Here is a 16,135-nt window from a genome sequence, read left to right as displayed (position 1 = left end):
TGTTGACGAACGGATTACAGTAACCGGCATGGCTGAGTCACAACACGTCGTTGCAGGGACAGTCCTCACCATGCCGGTGCGGATACGAAAAGCGGACGTGCACACCGCGATGTTTTCGGTGGATGCGCAAGCGGCGCAACGCCTTATCGACTACAGCGGTCTGCGAGTATGCCAGCACCGCCCGGGCCGGGCGGTGGTCAACCTGATGCTGGCCCGCTATATCGACGGCGACCTGGGGCAGTACCACGAATTCGGCACCTGCGTGATGGTCAATCCCCCCGGCTCGACCGCGCGCGGCTGGCGCGCGCTGGGCGACGCGGCCGCGTTCATCCACCATCTGCCGGTCGATCAGAGCTTCACCCTGGAAGCGGGACGCTCCATTTGGGGGTTCCCGAAAATCATGGCCGACTTCACCATTCGCGAGCAGGGCCGGTTCGGATTCGACGTCAGCGCCGACGGCGCACACATCGCGGGCATCGACTTCGCCCGCGGATTGCCGGTGCCGTCGCTGTTCACCTCGCGTCCGCAGGTCCTCAAGACCTACACCTACGCCGACGGCACCACCCGGGAAGTGCCCTGGGAGATGCGGGTGCGCGGGCTGCGCGGTCAGGTCGGCGGCGCGACGTTGCGACTGGGCGACCACGCCTACGCCAAGGAGCTGGCGTCGCTGGGCCTGCCAAAGCGGGCCATGATCTCTGGATCCGTCGGACACGTCGAGATGACATTCGGCGACGCCCACCCGCTCGGCTGACCGGTCGGGCCGGTGTCGATTGCCCGGCTCCGCCTCATCGCGCTGCGCGCTCGGCATCGTCGTCGGGCGTGTCATCCGGACAATCTAGAACGCGTTCTCACCCGCTGGCAAGAAAATTAGAACGTGTTCTAGTCCGCGCTGGGCTGGGGTCAGATCAGGCTCGCCAGCTCGCGGACCTGCTCTGTACTGCGCCCGGACACCACCATCATGGTCACGCCGGCGGCCTCCCAGGCCTTGATCTGCTTACGCACGTAGTCGATGTCGCCGACGATCGCGGCGTCATCGATCACCTCGTCCGGGATGATCTCCGCCGCCTTGTCCTTCTGGTTGCTGCGGAACAGCTTCGTCACGTCGTCGACGACCTCGGAGTAGCCCATCCGCCGGTAGACGTCGGCGTGGAAGTTGGTGTCCTCGGCGCCCATCCCGCCCATGTAGAGCGCGATGTAGGGCTTCATGGCCGCGAAGGCGGCGCTGCGGTCCTCGGTGATGACGATGTTGGCCGTCGCGCAGATCTCGAAGTCCTCGCGGCTGCGGCGCGCGCCCGGGCGGGCGAACCCCTCGTCCAGCCATTCGTTGTAGGTGTCGGCCATGCGCGGCGTGTAGAAAATCGGCAGCCAGCCGTCGCAGATCTCGGCGGCCAGCGCGACGTTCTTCGGCCCCTCGGCGCCCAGCATGATCGGGATGTCGGCCCGCAGCGGATGGGTGATCGGCTTGAGCGGTTTGCCCAGACCTGTTGCGCGCTCGCCGTTCAGCGGCAGCGGGTAGTGCGGCCCGCCGCTGGTCACCGGCGCCTCCCGCGCCCACACCTGCCGGATGATGTCGATGTATTCGCGGGTACGGGCCAGCGGCTTGGGGAACGACTGGCCGTACCAGCCCTCGACCACCTGCGGCCCGGAGACTCCGAGGCCCAGCACATGCCGGCCGCCGGACAGGTGGTCGAGCGTCAGGGCGGCCATCGCGCAGGCCGTCGGGGTCCGCGCGGACAGCTGCACCACCGAGGTGCCCAGCCGCACCCGGGACGTCGACGATCCCCACCAGGCCAGCGGCGTGTAGGCGTCGGATCCCCACGCCTCGGCAGTGAAGACGGCGTCGTACCCGGCCTCCTCGGCCGCGGCGACGAGCTCACCGTGGTTCTCCGGCGGTTGCGCGCCCCAATATCCCAGCTGCAGTCCCAGCTTCATCGTCTTCGCCCTTCCGCAGACCCGATGTTGAATCCGTTCTTAGAACCTGTTCTACTCGATGGCGTGACAGCCAGCTCGAGTAGCCCGCCCCTGATGGATCACCCTGAGCCACCGCTCTCCGCGCCACTGACGTTGGCCTTCGACTACACCCGTTCAGTCGGCCCCACGCTGAGTAAGTTCTTCACCGCACTGCGTGACCGCCACGTCCTGGGTGTACGCGGATCGGATGGCCGGGTACATGTGCCGCCGCCGGAATATGACCCGGTCACCTATGAGCCGCTGGGCGAGATGGTACCGGTCTCCAGCGTCGGCACCGTCGTCTCGTGGACCTGGCAGCCCGAACCGATCGAGGGCCAGCCGCTCGACCGGCCGTTCGCCTGGGCGTTGATCAAGCTCGACGGCGCCGACACCCCGTTGATCCACGCGGTGGATGCGGGCGAGCCCAACGCCATCAAGTCCGGCACCCGGGTGCATGTGCACTGGGCCGACGAGCCGGTGGGCGCCATCACCGACATCGCGTATTTCGCGCTCGGCGAGGAAGCTGAAGCCGTCGCGGAGCGGTCGGACGGCGACAAAGACCCGGTGACCATGGTCGTCACACCGGTCTCGCTGACCATTCAGCACACCGCCTCGCACGAGGAGAGCGCCTACCTTCGCGCCATCGCCCAGGGCAAGCTGCTGGGTGCGCGCACCGGCGAAAGCGGGAAGGTCTACTTCCCGCCGCACGGCGCCGACCCGGCCACCGGTCAGCCGACCACCGAGTTCGTCGAGCTGCCGGACAAGGGCACCGTGACGACGTTCGCGATCATCAACATCCCGTTCCAGGGCCAGCGCATCAAGCCGCCCTACGTGGCCGCCTACGTGCTGCTCGACGGGGCCGACATCCCGTTCCTGCATCTCGTCGCCGACATCGACGCGCACGAGGTGCGGATGGGCATGCGCGTCGAAGCGGTGTGGAAACCCCGCGAGGAGTGGGGTTTTGGCATCGACAACATCGAGTACTTCCGGCCGACCGGGGAACCCGACGCCGACTACGACACCTACAAGCATCACCTGTAAAGGGCTTACGAACACATGAGCGCTCGCAACGTTGCGGTGGTCGGCTTTGCCCACGCCCCGCATGTCCGCCGCACCGACGGCACCACCAACGGCGTCGAGATGTTGATACCGTGCTTCGCCCAGCTGTACGAGGAGCTGGGCATCGAAAGGACCGACATCGGCTTCTGGTGTTCCGGATCGTCGGATTACCTTGCCGGAAGGGCCTTTTCGTTCATCTCGGCGATCGACTCCATCGGCGCCGTTCCGCCGATCAACGAATCGCACGTCGAAATGGACGCGGCATGGGCCCTCTACGAGGCCTACATCAAAATCCTGACCGGTGAGGTCGACACCGCACTGGTGTACGGCTTCGGCAAGTCCTCGGCCGGGATCCTGCGCCAAATCCTCTCGCGGCAGACCGACCCTTACACCGTCGCGCCGCTGTGGCCCGATTCGATCTCGATGGCCGGGCTGCAGGCCCGCATCGGGCTCGACACCGGCAAGTGGACCGAGGAGCAGATGGCGCGCGTGGCCTTCGACTCCTTCGCGAACGCGCGCCGGGTCGACAAGATCGAGGGGTCGATCAGCGTGGCCGAATTGCTCGAACGGCCGTTTTACGCCGACCCGCTGCGGCGCCACGACATCGCGCCGATCACCGACGGTGCCGCGGCGATCGTGCTCGCGGCCGGCGACCGGGCACGCGAACTGCGCGAAAACCCGGCCTGGATAACGGGAATCGAGCATCGCATCGAAACCCCGTCGCTGGGCGCGCGCGACCTCACCGAGTCCCCGTCGACCAAGGCCGCGGCCCACGTGGCCACCGGCGGCAGGACCGACAACCTGGACGTGGCCGAGATCTGCGCACCCTTCACCCACCAGCACCTGATCATCGAGGAAGCCATCCGGATTCCGGGACCGACCAAGGTCAACCCGTCCGGCGGCGCTCTGGCGGCCAATCCCATGTTCGTCGCCGGCCTCGAGCGCATCGGCTTTGCAGCACAACACATCTGGAATGGTTCGGCTGAGCGGGTGCTGGCGCACGCCACCAGCGGGCCTGCGCTACAACAGAACCTGGTCGCGGTCATGGAAGGAAAGAACTGATGGCCGGTGCAGGGCCAAACATCGCTGCGGTACTAGGTACCGGACAGACGAAGTATGTCGCCAAGCGCCAGGACGTTTCGATGAACGGCCTGGTGCGCGAGGCGATCGATCGGGCGCTGGCCGACTCGGGTTGCACGTTCGACGACATCGACGCCGTCGTGGTCGGCAAGGCGCCGGACTTCTTCGAGGGCGTCATGATGCCGGAGCTGTTCATGGCCGACGCCATGGGCGCGACCGGCAAGCCGCTGATCCGGGTGCACACCGCGGGATCGGTCGGCGGCTCCACCGGCGTGGTGGCCGCCAGTCTGGTGCAGTCCGGCAAGTACCGGCGCGTGCTGGCGATGGCCTGGGAGAAGCAGTCGGAATCAAACGCGATGTGGGCGTTGTCAATTCCGATCCCCTTCATCAAGCCGGTGGGCGCCGGCGCGGGCGGCTACTTCGCCCCGCACGTGCGCTCCTACATCCGTCGCTCGGGGGCGCCGACCAACATCGGTGCCATGGTCGCGGTCAAAGACCGGCTCAACGGCGTCCGCAACCCGCTGGCGCACCTGCATCAGCCCGACATCACCGTGGAGAAGGTGATGGCGTCGCCGATGCTGTGGGACCCGATCCGTTACGACGAGACCTGCCCGTCCTCCGACGGCGCGGCGGCGGTCGTGATCGGCAACGAGGAGGCCGCCGAAGCCCGCCTGGCGCAAGGCAATCCGGTGGCATGGATTCACGCCACCGCGTTGCGCACCGAGCCGCTGCAGTTCTCCGGGCGCGACCAGGTCAGCCCGCAGGCCGGCCGTGACGCGGCCGCCGCGCTGTGGAAGGCCGCCGGCATCACGAGCCCCGTCGATGAGATCGACGCCGCGGAGATCTACGTTCCGTTCTCCTGGTTCGAGCCGATGTGGTTGGAAAACCTGGGGTTTGCGCCCGAGGGCGAAGGCTGGAAGCTCACCGAAGCGGGCGAGACCAGGATCGGCGGTCGGCTGCCGGTGAACCCGTCGGGCGGCGTGCTGTCGTCCAACCCGATCGGCGCCTCGGGCCTGATTCGCTTCGCCGAAGCGGCGATCCAGGTCATGGGCAAGGGTGGCGACCACCAAGTACCCAACGCGCGAAAGGCCTTGGGACACGCCTACGGCGGCGGCTCGCAGTACTACTCCATGTGGGTCGTCGGCGCCGACAAGCCGGCGGCCCAAAAGGTCGAGGCGTGAGCGCGCCCAAGACTGAGCATCCCGCGCACGAGGCCGGCCGCCGCTCCCGCGAGGCGGTGGCGGCCCGGGACAAGGACGCCTGGCTGGCGGTGTTCGCCGACGACGCCATCGTCGAAGACCCGATCGGCCCCTCCGCGTTTGACCCCGAAGGCAAAGGGCATCGGGGGCGCGACGCGATTTCGGCGTTCTGGGACAAGGCGATCGCCCCGACCGCGAAGATCGAGTTCGTGTTCCGCGACACGTATCAGTGCGGCAACGAGGAGGCCAACGTCGGGCACATCCTCATCACGACGGGCGAATACCAGACGACCGCCGAGGGCGTGTTCACCTACAAGGCCAACGACGAGGGCAAGCTGGTGGCCCTGCGCGCCTATTGGGAGATGGACCGCGCGGCGGCCAACACGCGCAAGGTCTAAATCGGTTCCAGCCCGGCCAGATGCCGCTGTGCGAGGTCGCGGTAGGCCTGTGGATTCAGCTTGAGCCACATCTCCGCGCCGGTGCCGGCGACCGGGCCGCGGATTTGGGCGGGGGCGCCGACCGCCAGCATCCCGGCCGGGATCTGGGTGCCGGCGGTGACCAATGAGTGCGCGGCGACCAGGCTGCGCGCGCCGATGACCGCGCCGTCCAGCACGGTGGCGTGGTTGGCGATCAGCGCCTCGGGCCCCACGTGCACCCCGTGGACGACGCACAGGTGCGCCACGGTCGCGCCAGGACCGATGTCGACCGGGATACCGGGCGGGGCATGCAGCACCGATCCGTCCTGCACGTTGGCGCCCTCCCGGACCACGATGGGCGCGTAGTCGCCACGCAGGACGGCGTTGAACCAGATCGAGGCCCCCGCCTCCACGACAACGTCGCCGATCAGAGTGGCCGTGGGGGCCACGAAAGCGGTGGGATCGACCCGTGGTGACCGGCCCTCGAATGCAAACAGCGGCATCGTTTACATATACCCCAGCACGCATATGTCCCAGCCAGGCTCGCCGTCGTTGCGCGCCCCCGCCGCAAAACTGTAACGTGTTCTAGTTAGAGGGCTACGAGTTGGAGGTGACAGGTGAGTACCGACACCAAGGCGGTCGGCATCCGGGAGATTGATCCCGGCGCGTTGCCGACCAGGTACGCCCGCGGCTGGCACTGCCTGGGCGTCGCGAAGGACTTTCAGGACGGTAAGCCGCATTCGATCGAGGCTTTCGGCACCAAGCTTGTGGTCTTCGCCGACTCCCACGGGGACATCAAGGTCCTCGACGGCTATTGCCGACACATGGGCGGAGACCTGTCGGAGGGCACCATCAAGGGCGACGAGGTCGCCTGCCCGTTCCACGACTGGCGCTGGGGCGGTGATGGCCGCTGCAAGCTGGTGCCGTACGCCAAGCGCACGCCGAAGACGGCCCGCACCCGGTCGTGGGCGACCGATGTGCGCGGCGGCCTGCTGTTCGTCTGGCACGACCACGAAAACAATCCGCCGGACCCCGCCGTGCAGATTCCGGACATCCCGGAAGCCCACAGCGACGAGTGGACCGAGTGGCGGTGGAACAGCATCCTCATCGAGGGGTCCAACTGCCGCGACATCATCGACAACGTCACCGACATGGCGCACTTCTTCTACATCCATTTCGGATTGCCGACGTACTTCAAGAACGTGTTCGAGGGGCACATCGCGTCGCAGTACCTGCACAACGTGGGCCGGCCCGATGTCAACGATCTCGGCACGTCTTACGGTGAGGCGCACCTGGATTCCGAGGCGTCCTACTTCGGCCCGTCGTTCATGATCAACTGGCTGCACAACAGCTACGGCGGCTACAAGGCCGAGTCGATCCTGATCAACTGCCACTACCCGGTCACCCAGAACTCGTTCGTGCTGCAGTGGGGTGTCATCGTCGAAAAGCCCAAGGGCATGGACGAAAAGATGACCGACAAGCTGGCGAAGGTGTTCACCGAGGGTGTCAGCAAGGGCTTCCTGCAGGACGTCGAGATCTGGAAGCACAAGACTCGCATCGACAATCCGCTGCTGGTCGAAGAGGACGGCGCGGTCTACCAGCTGCGCCGCTGGTATCAGCAGTTCTACGTCGACGTCGCCGACATCGAGCCGGAAATGGTGGAACGCTTCGAGATCGAGGTCGACACCACCCGCGCCAACGAGTACTGGAATTCCGAGGTCTCCGAGAACCTCAAGGCCAAGGAATCCGAAGACGTTCCGGCGGAGCAGCACTAAGGACCCCATGGGCGACGATCAGCCGCAGGTACCTGACGTCGATCGGCTTGCGCGATCGATGTTGGCGCTGCACGGCGATCATCACGACCACGAGGAGAAGCCGGGCCGCGACAGCGGCTCCGGATCGTGGTCGAAGTCAAGGGATTTCGCCAACGATCCGCAGCGCGCGGCCGCCGTGGCCGAAGCCAGCCGCGCCGACCGTGAGCGCTACCTCAACTCGGGCCTGCTGCCGGTGGACTGCCGCTTCTGCCACGTCCGCGTCACGGTGCGCAGGCTTGGCCCCGGACACACTGCGGTGCAATGGAACACCGAGGCGTGGCAGCGCTGCGCGCACTTCACCGAAGTGCGGGAGGCCGGCGGTGACACCGCGCGCACCCGGTCCTGCCCCAAACTGAGCGACAGCATCGAGCATGCCGTCGCCGAGGGCTACCTCGACGACGATCCGGACGCAGACTGACTCCGCGAGACTGTAACTACCGACGGCGCCACTCGGGAAATGTGTCGCCAGTTGCAGTCTCGCGACGGATCACAGGCCCGCGAACCGCTCCTTGACCGTCTCGGTGCTGAGGCCATAGTCGGCCAGCGAGTAGGTGTGCTTGGGCGCCCGCTCGCCGGACCGGCTGTCGGCATGGGTCTTTTCCATGGCGGCTTTGGCCTCTTCGGTCAGGGTCAGGCCGAAGTGCCGGTAGATGTCGGCCACGGTGCCCATCGGGTCGGCGATCAATTCCTTGTAGTCGACGTCGTAGAACTGGTCCGGGCTGTATCTGGCCCGGGCGGTGTTGAACCGCTCCAACCCCCGCGACCAGGTTTCCATTGCGTCAGCACCGATTTGGGCGCCTGTGAACGTCGTCGACCAGCCCTCGGCGGTGTGCTGCGCGAGCGAGCACATCGAGGCCATGATCGTTTCGACCGGCCGATGGGTCTGGATCACCAGCGCGTCGGGGTAGGTCGCCATCAACGCGTCCAACGCGAACAGGTGACTGGGATTCTTCAGCACCCACCGCTTGTCGGCGTCGTTGAGCCCGATCAGCTGAAGGTTCTTGCGGTGCCGCCGATATGACGGCGTCCAGTCCTGCTCGGAGAGCCACTGCGCGTAGCTCGGCAGGTGCGCCAGCGTTTCGTAGGACACCGAGTGCAGCGACTGCCGCAGCAGCTGCCAGCACTCCTCCAGCTCGTAGGCGGCCATGAAGTGCAGCCCGGTGTAGCCGGGGTTTTCCTGGTGGTGCTGGGTGAATTGCGCGTCGAGCTGGCGATACAGCGGGTGCGACTCCCAAGTCTCGCGCGGGGGGCGCGGTTGCGGGAATTCCGCCAGCCACATGTGCAGGCCCTGATGCGCGGGATCGGCGCCCAGGAGCCGGTGCAGCGCCGTGGTTCCGGTGCGCACCAGACCGGTGACGAAGATGGGGCGTTCGATGGCAACGTCGGCGTACTGCGGGTACTGCTTCCAGGCGGCCTCGGACAGCAACCGCGCCACCAGCGCCCCACGCAGGAAGAAGCGATTCATCTTGCTGCCCAACACCGTAAGCCCGGCCTCGGTCCGGTAGGAGTCCAGCAGCACCGAGAGCGCTTCGCGATAGTTGTCGTCGTCGACGCCGAAGTCGTCGAGCCCTGTCAGCTTGGTGGCCGATGCGTGGAGCTCGTCGACGGTACCGATATCGGTGCGATCACTCATTGTTGCGCCGCTTCCTCCTCATCGCTTCTGCATCGTCAGCGCCGACATCACGTGTGATACTCCCCGCAGTTGACGTCCAATGTCTGGCCGGTGATGCCGCTGGACAGATCGCTGGCCATGAACAGGATCGCCGAGGCAACCTCGTCCTCGGTTGGCAGCCGCTTCAGATCGGAGCCGGCCGCGGTGGCCTCGTAGATCTGCTCGGCCGTGGTGCCGTACTTGCCGGCCTGGTGGTTGAAGTAGCCCTGCAATGTCTCGCCCCAGATATAGCCGGGTGCAACGGAATTGACCCGGATCCCCTGCTCGCCCAGCTCGGTGGCCAGCGAATGCGACATGGACAGCAGCGCCGACTTGGCCATCTTGTAGGCGCCGTACTTCGCCTGCGAGTGCCGCAACACCATGGAGTTGACGTTGACGATCGAGCCCTTCGACTCGGCCAGCGCCGGCGTGAACCCCTGGATGAGCCGCAGTGCGCCGAGCGCGCTGAGTTCGATCGCGTCGCGGATATGCTGAAAGCTGGTGCCGGAGAACGGTTTCAGCGACGGCACCCGGAATGCGTTGTTGATCAGCACGTCGACCTTGCCGTAGGCCTCCAAGGTGGCATCGACCAGGTTGCTCACCTGGTCGTCCTCGGTGATGTCCGTGCGCACCGTCGTCGCCCGGCCTCCGAGGTCGGCGATCTGCTTGGCGACGTCGTCCAGGCGTTCCGGCGTGCGGGCCGCCAGCACCAGGTCGGCACCTTCTCGCGTGCATCGGTGCGCCAGCGTCGTGCCCAGACCCGGGCCGACGCCGCTGATCACCACTACCTTGCCGTCGAGCAACTTCGTCATCCCAGCATCCTCGCCTGAATTTGTTGGTGGCGCAACGCAATACGCGCGCGCCAGTCGCCCTCTGAGATCTTGTTGTGATCGTAGTACGGCAACGCGGCCGGAACCTTGTCGATGTCGACCACCTCGACGCTCGGACCGTCGGCATCGGTGAGCTCACGCGACACCCGCTGCCAGCGGAACTGCAGGAAGCCCCGCCGATGGCCGAGCGTCTCGACCCAGTTGGTCACTCCCGGGTTCTGGTCGGCGACGACGATGCGCACCTTGCCGTCCGGATCCGCCTGCGCCTGCGTGTTGTTCAGCGAAGTCTGGTGGTTGATGTAGTCCAGCGAGATGTACCAGAGGCTGCCCAGCTGGAAGCCGAGGTAGGGCGCGTCGGTGACCGGGATGGTGATGACCATCGCCTGATCCGGTCGCAGGTCGAAGTGCCCGACCGACGAGTACTGTGTGGCCAGTCCGCCCGGAGTCAGCCGCGGCGCCACCATGGTGTTGACCGGCAGGTCGAGATAAAACCATTGCGGGAATTGCAGCCAGGTCTTCACTCGCTGGACAAGCTGCTTTCCCGCCGTGGCGTAACGCTTTTCGATGAGCTCGCGGGTCAGCGGCGGCGGTGCGGTGCCCGCCGTGTCGAGCCGCGAGATCGCCAGCGTGCCGCGCTGGGCCGACCAGTCCCCGTACACCTCGCGGATCACCAATTGTCCGGGGCTGGTGGGTCGCACCCGCCACTCGAAGCTGCCGTCGGGCGCGATCTCGAGCTCGCGATCGTCGAACGCGGCCTGGCTGACGGGCACGAAGTCGTCCGTGTATTCGCCGCCGAGTAGCTGGAAACTCAAATCGGTGGTGGTTCCGCGCCTGCCGGTGACCACGTAATCGTGGTTGGCGTGCACCCGGGTACCGAAGTAGAGGGTGTCGGGGTTGTCCAGGCCCATCTTGGTGAACGGCCCGGTACCCGACTGCAGGAAGGGATGGTCGCGGTCGTAGTCCACGGCCAGATGGATGCAGGCCGAGATGCAGCCGGCCAGGTACTGCAACCCTTCGAGGAGGTCGGCTTCGGTCTCGATGAACGGCGCATCGGCCACCAGCTGTTCGGCCTCAGCGATCGCTTGGGTGAGCGGGCCGGAAAAGGAATTTGCGGACACGCCTAGACGCTAGAACGTGTTCTACTTTTTCGTCAATGGCGAACATTCCGGCGCGTCGGCCGCGGGGTTCAAGGACGAGGCAGCTTCGCTACGGCGGGCAGGCGTGGGACAGCTCGATCAGGTGCTGGCGCACGTCGGGATGCCGGTTCAGGTAGTCGATCACGCTGCCGTTACCGCCCTCGCCCTTTGACTTGTCGATCAGTTGCTGGTGGAGGTCGGGATGGCGCTGCAGGTACGAGTCGATGGAACTACCCACGTCCTGATTACACCCGGGATCCGCGTTGGCCACCGGCAGCGCGATCAACGTTGCCGCGGTGGCGGTTAGTAGCCCCCCGACGAGCAGGCCGTGCAGCCCACGGCGGCGGGCGCCGACTGTCTTGGATGTGCTCATGCGCGCCAGGTTACTCGCGCTACCTTTGCGTGCCCTGTGTGTGCTAGCGAGCGGTCGCGGCGCCGCTTTCCTGCTCGCGCTTGATCTCCAGCGCGATGTCGATCAGCTGGTCCTCCTGGCCGCCGATGAGCTTGCGCTGGCCGGCCCGGTGCAACAGCTCATGCGGCGGGACGCCGTAGCGCTCACCCTGGCGGATGGCGTGCTTGAGGAAGCTGGAGTAGACCCCGGAGTAGCCCATGATGAGGGCGTTGCGGTCGAGCAGGCACTCGGCGGGCATGGCGGGGGCGACGACCTCTTCCGCGGCGTCGGCGATGTCGAAGAAGTCGATGCCGGTTTTGACGCCGATCTTGTCGAACACCCCGATCAGCGCCTCGACGGGCGCGTTGCCCGCCCCGGCGCCGAAGCGGCGGCACGAGCCGTCGATCTGCTTGGCGCCGGCGCGCACGGCCTCGACGCTGTTGGCCACCCCGAGTCCGAGGTTCTCGTGGCCGTGGAAGCCGACCTGGGCGTCGTCGCCGAGTTCGGCGACCAGCGCGGCGACCCGGTCCCGCACGCCTTCGAGGACCAGCGCCCCGGCCGAGTCGACCACGTAGACGCACTGGCAGCCGGCATCGGCCATGATGCGGGCCTGGGCGGCCAGCTTCTCCGGGGAGATGGTGTGGCTCATCATCAAGAAGCCGACGGTTTCCAGGCCGAGTTCGCGGGCCAGGCCGAAGTGCTGGATCGAGACGTCGGCCTCGGTGCAGTGCGTGGCGATCCGGCAGATCGAGCCGCCGTTGTTCTGGGCCTCTTTGATGTCCTCCTTGGTGCCCACACCGGGCAGCATCAAGAAGGCGATCTTGGCCTCTTTGGCGGTTTCGGCGGCGAGCTTGATCAGCTCCTGCTCGGGGGTCTTGGAGAACCCGTAGTTGAAGCTCGAGCCGCCCAGCCCGTCGCCGTGGGTGACCTCGATGACGGGCACACCCGCGGCGTCCAGGGCGGCCACGATGGCGCCGACCTCGTCCTTGGTGAACTGGTGGCGTTTGTGGTGCGAGCCGTCGCGCAGCGACGTGTCGGTCATCCGGACGTCCCAGACCGGGTTGAAGAAGATGTCGGTGGTACTCATGCTTGCGCTCCTCCGGCCGTCGCGGTCAAGGATTCCTTGGCGATCTCCTCGCCGACCTTGGTCGCCGCGGCGGTCATGATGTCCAGGTTGCCCGCATAGGGGGGCAGGTAATCGCCGGCGCCCTCGACTTCGACGAACGTGGTGACCAGCGCCTGGCCTCCGGAGTTGATCGACGGATCGTCGAACTGGGGTTCGTTGAGCAGCCGGTAGCCGGGCACGTAGGTCTGCACCTCGGCGACCACGTCGTGGATGGATTGGGCGACCGCGTCGCGGTCGGCGTCCTCGGGGAGGGCGCAGAAGATGGTGTCGCGCATGATCATCGGCGGGTCGGCCGGGTTCAAGATGATGATCGCCTTGCCGCGGGCGGCACCGCCGATGGTCTCCACGCCCTTGCTGGTGGTCTTGGTGAACTCGTCGATGTTGGCCCGGGTGCCCGGCCCCGCCGACAGCGAGGCGACCGAGGCGACGATCTCGGCATACGGCACGCCACCGAGGTCGGCGACCGCGCGCGACACCGCGTACACGATCGGAATGGTGGCCTGGCCACCGCAGGTGATCATGTTGACGTTCGGCGCATCCAGGTGCTGGCGCAGGTTGGCCGGCGGGATCACCGCCGGACCCACCGCGGCCGGCGTCAGGTCGATGGCCCGGATGCCGGCGGCCTCGTACTTGGGTGCGGCGTCGCGGTGCACGTAGGCGCTGGTCGCCTCGAAGACCAGGTCGGGTTTGTCCGACTGCGCCAACAGCCAGTCCACGCCCTCGTGGGTGGTCTCCAAACCCAGCTTGCGGGCCCGCGCCAGACCCTCGCTTTCGGGGTCGATGCCGACCATCCAGCGCGGCTCCAGCCAGTCCGACCGCAACAACTTGTAGAGCAGGTCAGTGCTGATGTTGCCCGACCCGACAATGGCCACACTCGCCTTGGACGGCATGATGCCCCTTTTCGAACTACTGAGATTTAAGTTGGTCGATTTAATTCGAGCCTATTCGAACGCCAGACGCACCGAACCGAGGCCTGCGAAGTCGGCGACGAACTCGTCGCCGGGGTGCGCGTCGATCGCCCGCGTGCACGATCCGGGCAGCACGACGTCGCCCTTGCGTAACCGCACGCCGAACCCGTCCACCTTGCGGGCCAGCCACGCCACCGCGGTGACGGGGTTGCCCAGCACCGCGTCGGTGCGGCCCTCCGCGACGACCTCGCCGTTGCAGCGCAGCACCGCGTCGATCCCCTTGACGTCGATGTCGCGGGGGGACACCCGGGCCTGACCCAGCACGAAACCGGCCGACGACGCGTTATCGGCGATGGTGTCGCACAGCTCGATCTTCCAGTCGGTGATCCGGGTGTCGATCAACTCGATGGACGGGACCAGCGCCTCGGTGGCCGCCAGTACGTCGTCCTCCGTGCAACCGGCCCCCGGCAGGTCCGCGTTCAACACGAAACCGACCTCGACCTCCACCCGCGGATACAGGTAGCGGTTCGCCTTGACCGGGGTGTCTTCGAACAGCTGCATCTCGTCGAGCAAATGCCCGTAGTCGGGCTCGTCGACGCCCATCATCTGCTGGATCGCCAACGACGACAGCCCCACCTTGTGGCCCAGCACGCGGGCGCCCTCGGCGACCCGCTGGCGGATGTTGATCAGCTGAATCTCGTAGGCGTCGACGACGTCGATGTCCGGATAGGCGGCGGTCAGCGGCGGGATCGGCTCACCGCTGCGCTCAGCCTGCGCCAAGTCGGCAGCGAGCTCGTCGCGGGTAGCAACACTGAGCATTTCTCTACGTCTCCTCGTACGGTCGACCGGGCCAGTAGCGGCCGCCCCGGGCAATTCTATAACGTGTTCTACATGTCAGCGCAGGAGTACGACGTCGTCGTGGTCGGGAGCGGCGGGGCCGGCATGGTGGCCGCCCTTACCGCCGCTCACCGGGGTCTTTCCACAATAGTCATCGAAAAGGCCCCGCACTTTGGCGGCTCGACCGCACGCTCGGGCGGCGGCGTTTGGATCCCAAATAACGAAGTGCTCAAGCGTGACGGGGTCAAGGACACCGCGGAAGCCGCCCGCACGTATCTGCACGGGATCATCGGCAACGTCGTCGAGCCGGAACGCATCGACACCTACCTCGAGCGCGGGCCCGAGATGTTGTCGTTCGTGCTCAAGCACACGCCGCTGAAGATGTGCTGGGTGCCGAAGTACTCCGATTACTACCCCGAGTCGCCGGGCGGGCGCGCGGAGGGCCGCTCGATCGAGCCGAAGCCGTTCAACGCCCGCAAGCTCGGGGCCGACGAGCGCGGCCTGGAGCCCGCGTACGGCAAAGTGCCGCTCAACGTCGTGGTGATGCAACAGGATTACGTGCGGTTGAACCAGCTGAAGCGGCACCCGCGCGGCGTGCTGCGCAGCCTGAAGGTCGGCGCCCGCACGATGTGGGCCAAGGCGACCGGCAAGAACCTCGTCGGCATGGGCCGGGCGCTGATCGGGCCGCTGCGAATCGGGTTGCAACGGGCCGGTGTTCCGGTGGTGCTCAACACCGCCCTCACCGACCTGTACGTCGACGACGGCGTGGTGCGCGGGGTCTACGTACGCGGCGCCGGCGAAGCCGAATCGGGTGAGCCCCAACTGATCCGGGCCCGTCGCGGCGTGATCCTGGCGTCGGGCGGGTTCGAGCACAACGAACAGATGCGGGTCAAGTACCAGCGCGCGCCGATCACCACCGAATGGACCGTCGGCGCGGTGGCAAACACCGGCGACGGCATCGTCGCCGCCGAAAAGCTGGGCGCCGGACTCGAATTGATGGAAGACGCCTGGTGGGGGCCCACCGTCCCGTTGGTCGGTGCGCCGTGGTTCGCACTGTCGGAGCGCAACTCGCCGGGATCGATCATCGTCAACATGTCCGGCAAACGGTTCATGAACGAGTCGATGCCCTACGTGGAAGCCTGCCATCACATGTACGGCGGCGAATACGGCCAGGGGCCGGGGCCGGGTGAGAACATTCCCGCGTGGCTGGTCTTCGACCAGCAGTACCGCGACCGCTACATCTTCGCGGGATTGCAACCTGGACAACGCATTCCGCGTAAGTGGCTGGAGTCGGGCGTCATCATCACGGCCGACACGCTGGCGGAGCTGGCGACCAAGGCCGGACTCCCGGTGGACGAATTCACCGCGACCGTGGAACGTTTCAACGGTTTCGCGCGCTCCGGTGTGGACGCGGACTTCCAGCGCGGCGAGAGCGCCTACGACAGGTACTACGGCGACCCGACCAACAAGCCCAACCCCAACCTCGGCGAGATCAGCCACGCGCCGTACTACGCCGCCAAGATGGTGCCCGGCGACCTGGGGACCAAGGGCGGAATCCGCACCGATGTCCACGGCCGGGCGCTGCGCGACGACGGCAGTATCATCGAAGGGCTTTACGCCGCGGGCAATGTCAGTGCCCCGGTGATGGGCCACACGTATCCCGGTCCGGGTGGCACCATCGGTCCGGCCATGACGTTCGGCTACCTGGCGGCATTGCATATAGCGGGAGAGAACTGAC

At 66.6% G+C, this 16,135-nt stretch carries 17 protein-coding genes; 8 read left to right on the top strand and 9 right to left on the bottom strand.

The features are described 5' to 3' along the window. Positions 1-28: 28 nt before the first annotated feature. Entirely contained in the window at positions 29-751 is a 723-nt protein-coding gene (locus tag AC0KS4_RS27655; protein ID WP_238955696.1) for an acetoacetate decarboxylase family protein, read from the top strand. Positions 752-900: 149 nt separating this feature from the next. Here AC0KS4_RS27655 and AC0KS4_RS27650 read toward each other — a convergent pair whose 3' ends face one another. Beyond that, positions 901-1,932 carry an LLM class F420-dependent oxidoreductase gene (locus tag AC0KS4_RS27650; RefSeq protein ID WP_238955695.1) on the bottom strand — a complete coding sequence of 344 codons (1,032 nt, stop codon included), beginning with the start codon at positions 1,930-1,932 and terminating at the stop codon, positions 901-903. Positions 1,933-1,995: 63 nt separating this feature from the next. Here AC0KS4_RS27650 and AC0KS4_RS27645 point away from each other — a divergent pair, with 63 nt between their 5' ends. From AC0KS4_RS27645 to AC0KS4_RS27630, 4 genes are read left to right on the top strand one after another with little or no spacing between them, the layout of a single operon-like run. Continuing rightward, on the top strand, positions 1,996-2,991 hold the full coding sequence (locus AC0KS4_RS27645) for a Zn-ribbon domain-containing OB-fold protein (protein ID WP_225326286.1): 996 nt from the start codon (positions 1,996-1,998) through the stop codon (positions 2,989-2,991). Positions 2,992-3,006: 15 nt separating this feature from the next. Next, complete coding sequence (locus AC0KS4_RS27640; RefSeq protein WP_225326285.1) at positions 3,007-4,071, top strand: thiolase domain-containing protein; 1,065 nt, start codon at positions 3,007-3,009, stop codon at positions 4,069-4,071. After that, positions 4,071-5,270: a thiolase domain-containing protein gene (locus AC0KS4_RS27635; RefSeq protein WP_225326284.1), complete on the top strand. Its 1,200-nt coding sequence runs from the start codon at positions 4,071-4,073 to the stop codon at positions 5,268-5,270. The genes AC0KS4_RS27640 and AC0KS4_RS27635 overlap by 1 nt, the downstream gene beginning before the upstream one ends. Next, entirely contained in the window at positions 5,267-5,686 is a 420-nt protein-coding gene (locus AC0KS4_RS27630; RefSeq protein ID WP_225326283.1) for a nuclear transport factor 2 family protein, read from the top strand. Before AC0KS4_RS27635 ends, AC0KS4_RS27630 begins: the two co-directional genes overlap by 4 nt. Here AC0KS4_RS27630 and AC0KS4_RS27625 read toward each other — a convergent pair. Beyond that, complete coding sequence (locus AC0KS4_RS27625; protein ID WP_225326282.1) at positions 5,683-6,207, bottom strand: gamma carbonic anhydrase family protein; 525 nt, start codon at positions 6,205-6,207, stop codon at positions 5,683-5,685. The two genes, AC0KS4_RS27630 and AC0KS4_RS27625, sit on opposite strands and share 4 nt — an antisense overlap. Before the next feature lie 114 nt (positions 6,208-6,321). Between AC0KS4_RS27625 and AC0KS4_RS27620 the strand changes: the two genes are divergently transcribed. Both AC0KS4_RS27620 and AC0KS4_RS27615 read left to right on the top strand, forming a co-directional pair. Further along, positions 6,322-7,479: a Rieske 2Fe-2S domain-containing protein gene (locus AC0KS4_RS27620; protein ID WP_225326281.1), complete on the top strand. Its 1,158-nt coding sequence runs from the start codon at positions 6,322-6,324 to the stop codon at positions 7,477-7,479. Between the two features lie 7 nt (positions 7,480-7,486). Next, complete coding sequence (locus AC0KS4_RS27615; protein WP_225326280.1) at positions 7,487-7,936, top strand: hypothetical protein; 450 nt, start codon at positions 7,487-7,489, stop codon at positions 7,934-7,936. Positions 7,937-8,005: 69 nt separating this feature from the next. Here AC0KS4_RS27615 and AC0KS4_RS27610 read toward each other — a convergent pair whose 3' ends face one another. The 7 genes from AC0KS4_RS27610 to AC0KS4_RS27580 all read right to left on the bottom strand — a co-directional run bounded on the left by AC0KS4_RS27610 (position 8,006) and on the right by AC0KS4_RS27580 (position 14,379). Further along, a complete protein-coding gene (locus AC0KS4_RS27610) occupies positions 8,006-9,151 on the bottom strand; it encodes a sulfotransferase family protein (RefSeq protein ID WP_238955694.1) in 1,146 nt (381 codons plus the stop codon). A gap of 47 nt (positions 9,152-9,198) precedes the next feature. After that, positions 9,199-9,981 carry an SDR family oxidoreductase gene (locus tag AC0KS4_RS27605; RefSeq protein ID WP_225326278.1) on the bottom strand — a complete coding sequence of 261 codons (783 nt, stop codon included), beginning with the start codon at positions 9,979-9,981 and terminating at the stop codon, positions 9,199-9,201. Beyond that, complete coding sequence (locus tag AC0KS4_RS27600) at positions 9,978-11,117, bottom strand: hypothetical protein (RefSeq protein ID WP_225326277.1); 1,140 nt, start codon at positions 11,115-11,117, stop codon at positions 9,978-9,980. Before AC0KS4_RS27600 ends, AC0KS4_RS27605 begins: the two co-directional genes overlap by 4 nt. 88 nt (positions 11,118-11,205) lie before the next feature. Then, positions 11,206-11,508, bottom strand: a complete 303-nt coding sequence (locus AC0KS4_RS27595) for a hypothetical protein (protein WP_225326276.1) — start codon at positions 11,506-11,508, stop codon at positions 11,206-11,208. Between the two features lie 43 nt (positions 11,509-11,551). Next, entirely contained in the window at positions 11,552-12,613 is a 1,062-nt protein-coding gene (dmpG, locus tag AC0KS4_RS27590) for a 4-hydroxy-2-oxovalerate aldolase (RefSeq protein WP_225326275.1), read from the bottom strand. Next, on the bottom strand, positions 12,610-13,542 hold the full coding sequence (locus AC0KS4_RS27585) for an acetaldehyde dehydrogenase (acetylating) (RefSeq protein WP_225326274.1): 933 nt from the start codon (positions 13,540-13,542) through the stop codon (positions 12,610-12,612). Before AC0KS4_RS27585 ends, dmpG begins: the two co-directional genes overlap by 4 nt. Positions 13,543-13,593: 51 nt before the next feature. Beyond that, the gene (locus AC0KS4_RS27580) at positions 13,594-14,379 is read right to left on the bottom strand and encodes a 2-keto-4-pentenoate hydratase (protein WP_225326273.1); all 786 of its coding nucleotides are present in this window, start codon (positions 14,377-14,379) and stop codon (positions 13,594-13,596) included. Between the two features lie 72 nt (positions 14,380-14,451). On the opposite strand from AC0KS4_RS27580, the gene kstD reads away from it, so the two are divergent. Beyond that, the gene (gene kstD, locus AC0KS4_RS27575; RefSeq protein ID WP_225326272.1) at positions 14,452-16,134 is read left to right on the top strand and encodes a 3-oxosteroid 1-dehydrogenase; all 1,683 of its coding nucleotides are present in this window, start codon (positions 14,452-14,454) and stop codon (positions 16,132-16,134) included. Position 16,135 lies beyond the last annotated feature (1 nt).

Source organism: Mycobacterium sp. NTMscope_MAC_12, from assembly GCF_976985675.1.
Note: the sequence above shows the minus strand (reverse complement) of the source record. Positions and strands in the feature narration are given on the sequence as shown.

Excerpts from the sequence above, each read along its gene's own strand:
- AC0KS4_RS27655 (WP_238955696.1), top strand. The coding sequence starts at position 29 with ATGGCTGAGTCACAACACGTCGTTGCAGGGACAGTCCTCACCATGCCG.
- AC0KS4_RS27650 (WP_238955695.1), bottom strand. The coding sequence starts at position 1,932 with ATGAAGCTGGGACTGCAGCTGGGATATTGGGGCGCGCAACCGCCGGAG.
- AC0KS4_RS27640 (WP_225326285.1), top strand. The coding sequence starts at position 3,007 with ATGAGCGCTCGCAACGTTGCGGTGGTCGGCTTTGCCCACGCCCCGCAT.
- AC0KS4_RS27635 (WP_225326284.1), top strand. The coding sequence starts at position 4,071 with ATGGCCGGTGCAGGGCCAAACATCGCTGCGGTACTAGGTACCGGACAG.
- AC0KS4_RS27625 (WP_225326282.1), bottom strand. The coding sequence starts at position 6,207 with ATGCCGCTGTTTGCATTCGAGGGCCGGTCACCACGGGTCGATCCCACC.
- AC0KS4_RS27615 (WP_225326280.1), top strand. The coding sequence starts at position 7,487 with ATGGGCGACGATCAGCCGCAGGTACCTGACGTCGATCGGCTTGCGCGA.
- AC0KS4_RS27610 (WP_238955694.1), bottom strand. The coding sequence starts at position 9,151 with ATGAGTGATCGCACCGATATCGGTACCGTCGACGAGCTCCACGCATCG.
- AC0KS4_RS27605 (WP_225326278.1), bottom strand. The coding sequence starts at position 9,981 with ATGACGAAGTTGCTCGACGGCAAGGTAGTGGTGATCAGCGGCGTCGGC.
- AC0KS4_RS27595 (WP_225326276.1), bottom strand. The coding sequence starts at position 11,508 with ATGAGCACATCCAAGACAGTCGGCGCCCGCCGCCGTGGGCTGCACGGC.
- dmpG (WP_225326275.1), bottom strand. The coding sequence starts at position 12,613 with ATGAGTACCACCGACATCTTCTTCAACCCGGTCTGGGACGTCCGGATG.
- AC0KS4_RS27585 (WP_225326274.1), bottom strand. The coding sequence starts at position 13,542 with ATGCCGTCCAAGGCGAGTGTGGCCATTGTCGGGTCGGGCAACATCAGC.
- AC0KS4_RS27580 (WP_225326273.1), bottom strand. The coding sequence starts at position 14,379 with ATGCTCAGTGTTGCTACCCGCGACGAGCTCGCTGCCGACTTGGCGCAG.
- kstD (WP_225326272.1), top strand. The coding sequence starts at position 14,452 with ATGTCAGCGCAGGAGTACGACGTCGTCGTGGTCGGGAGCGGCGGGGCC.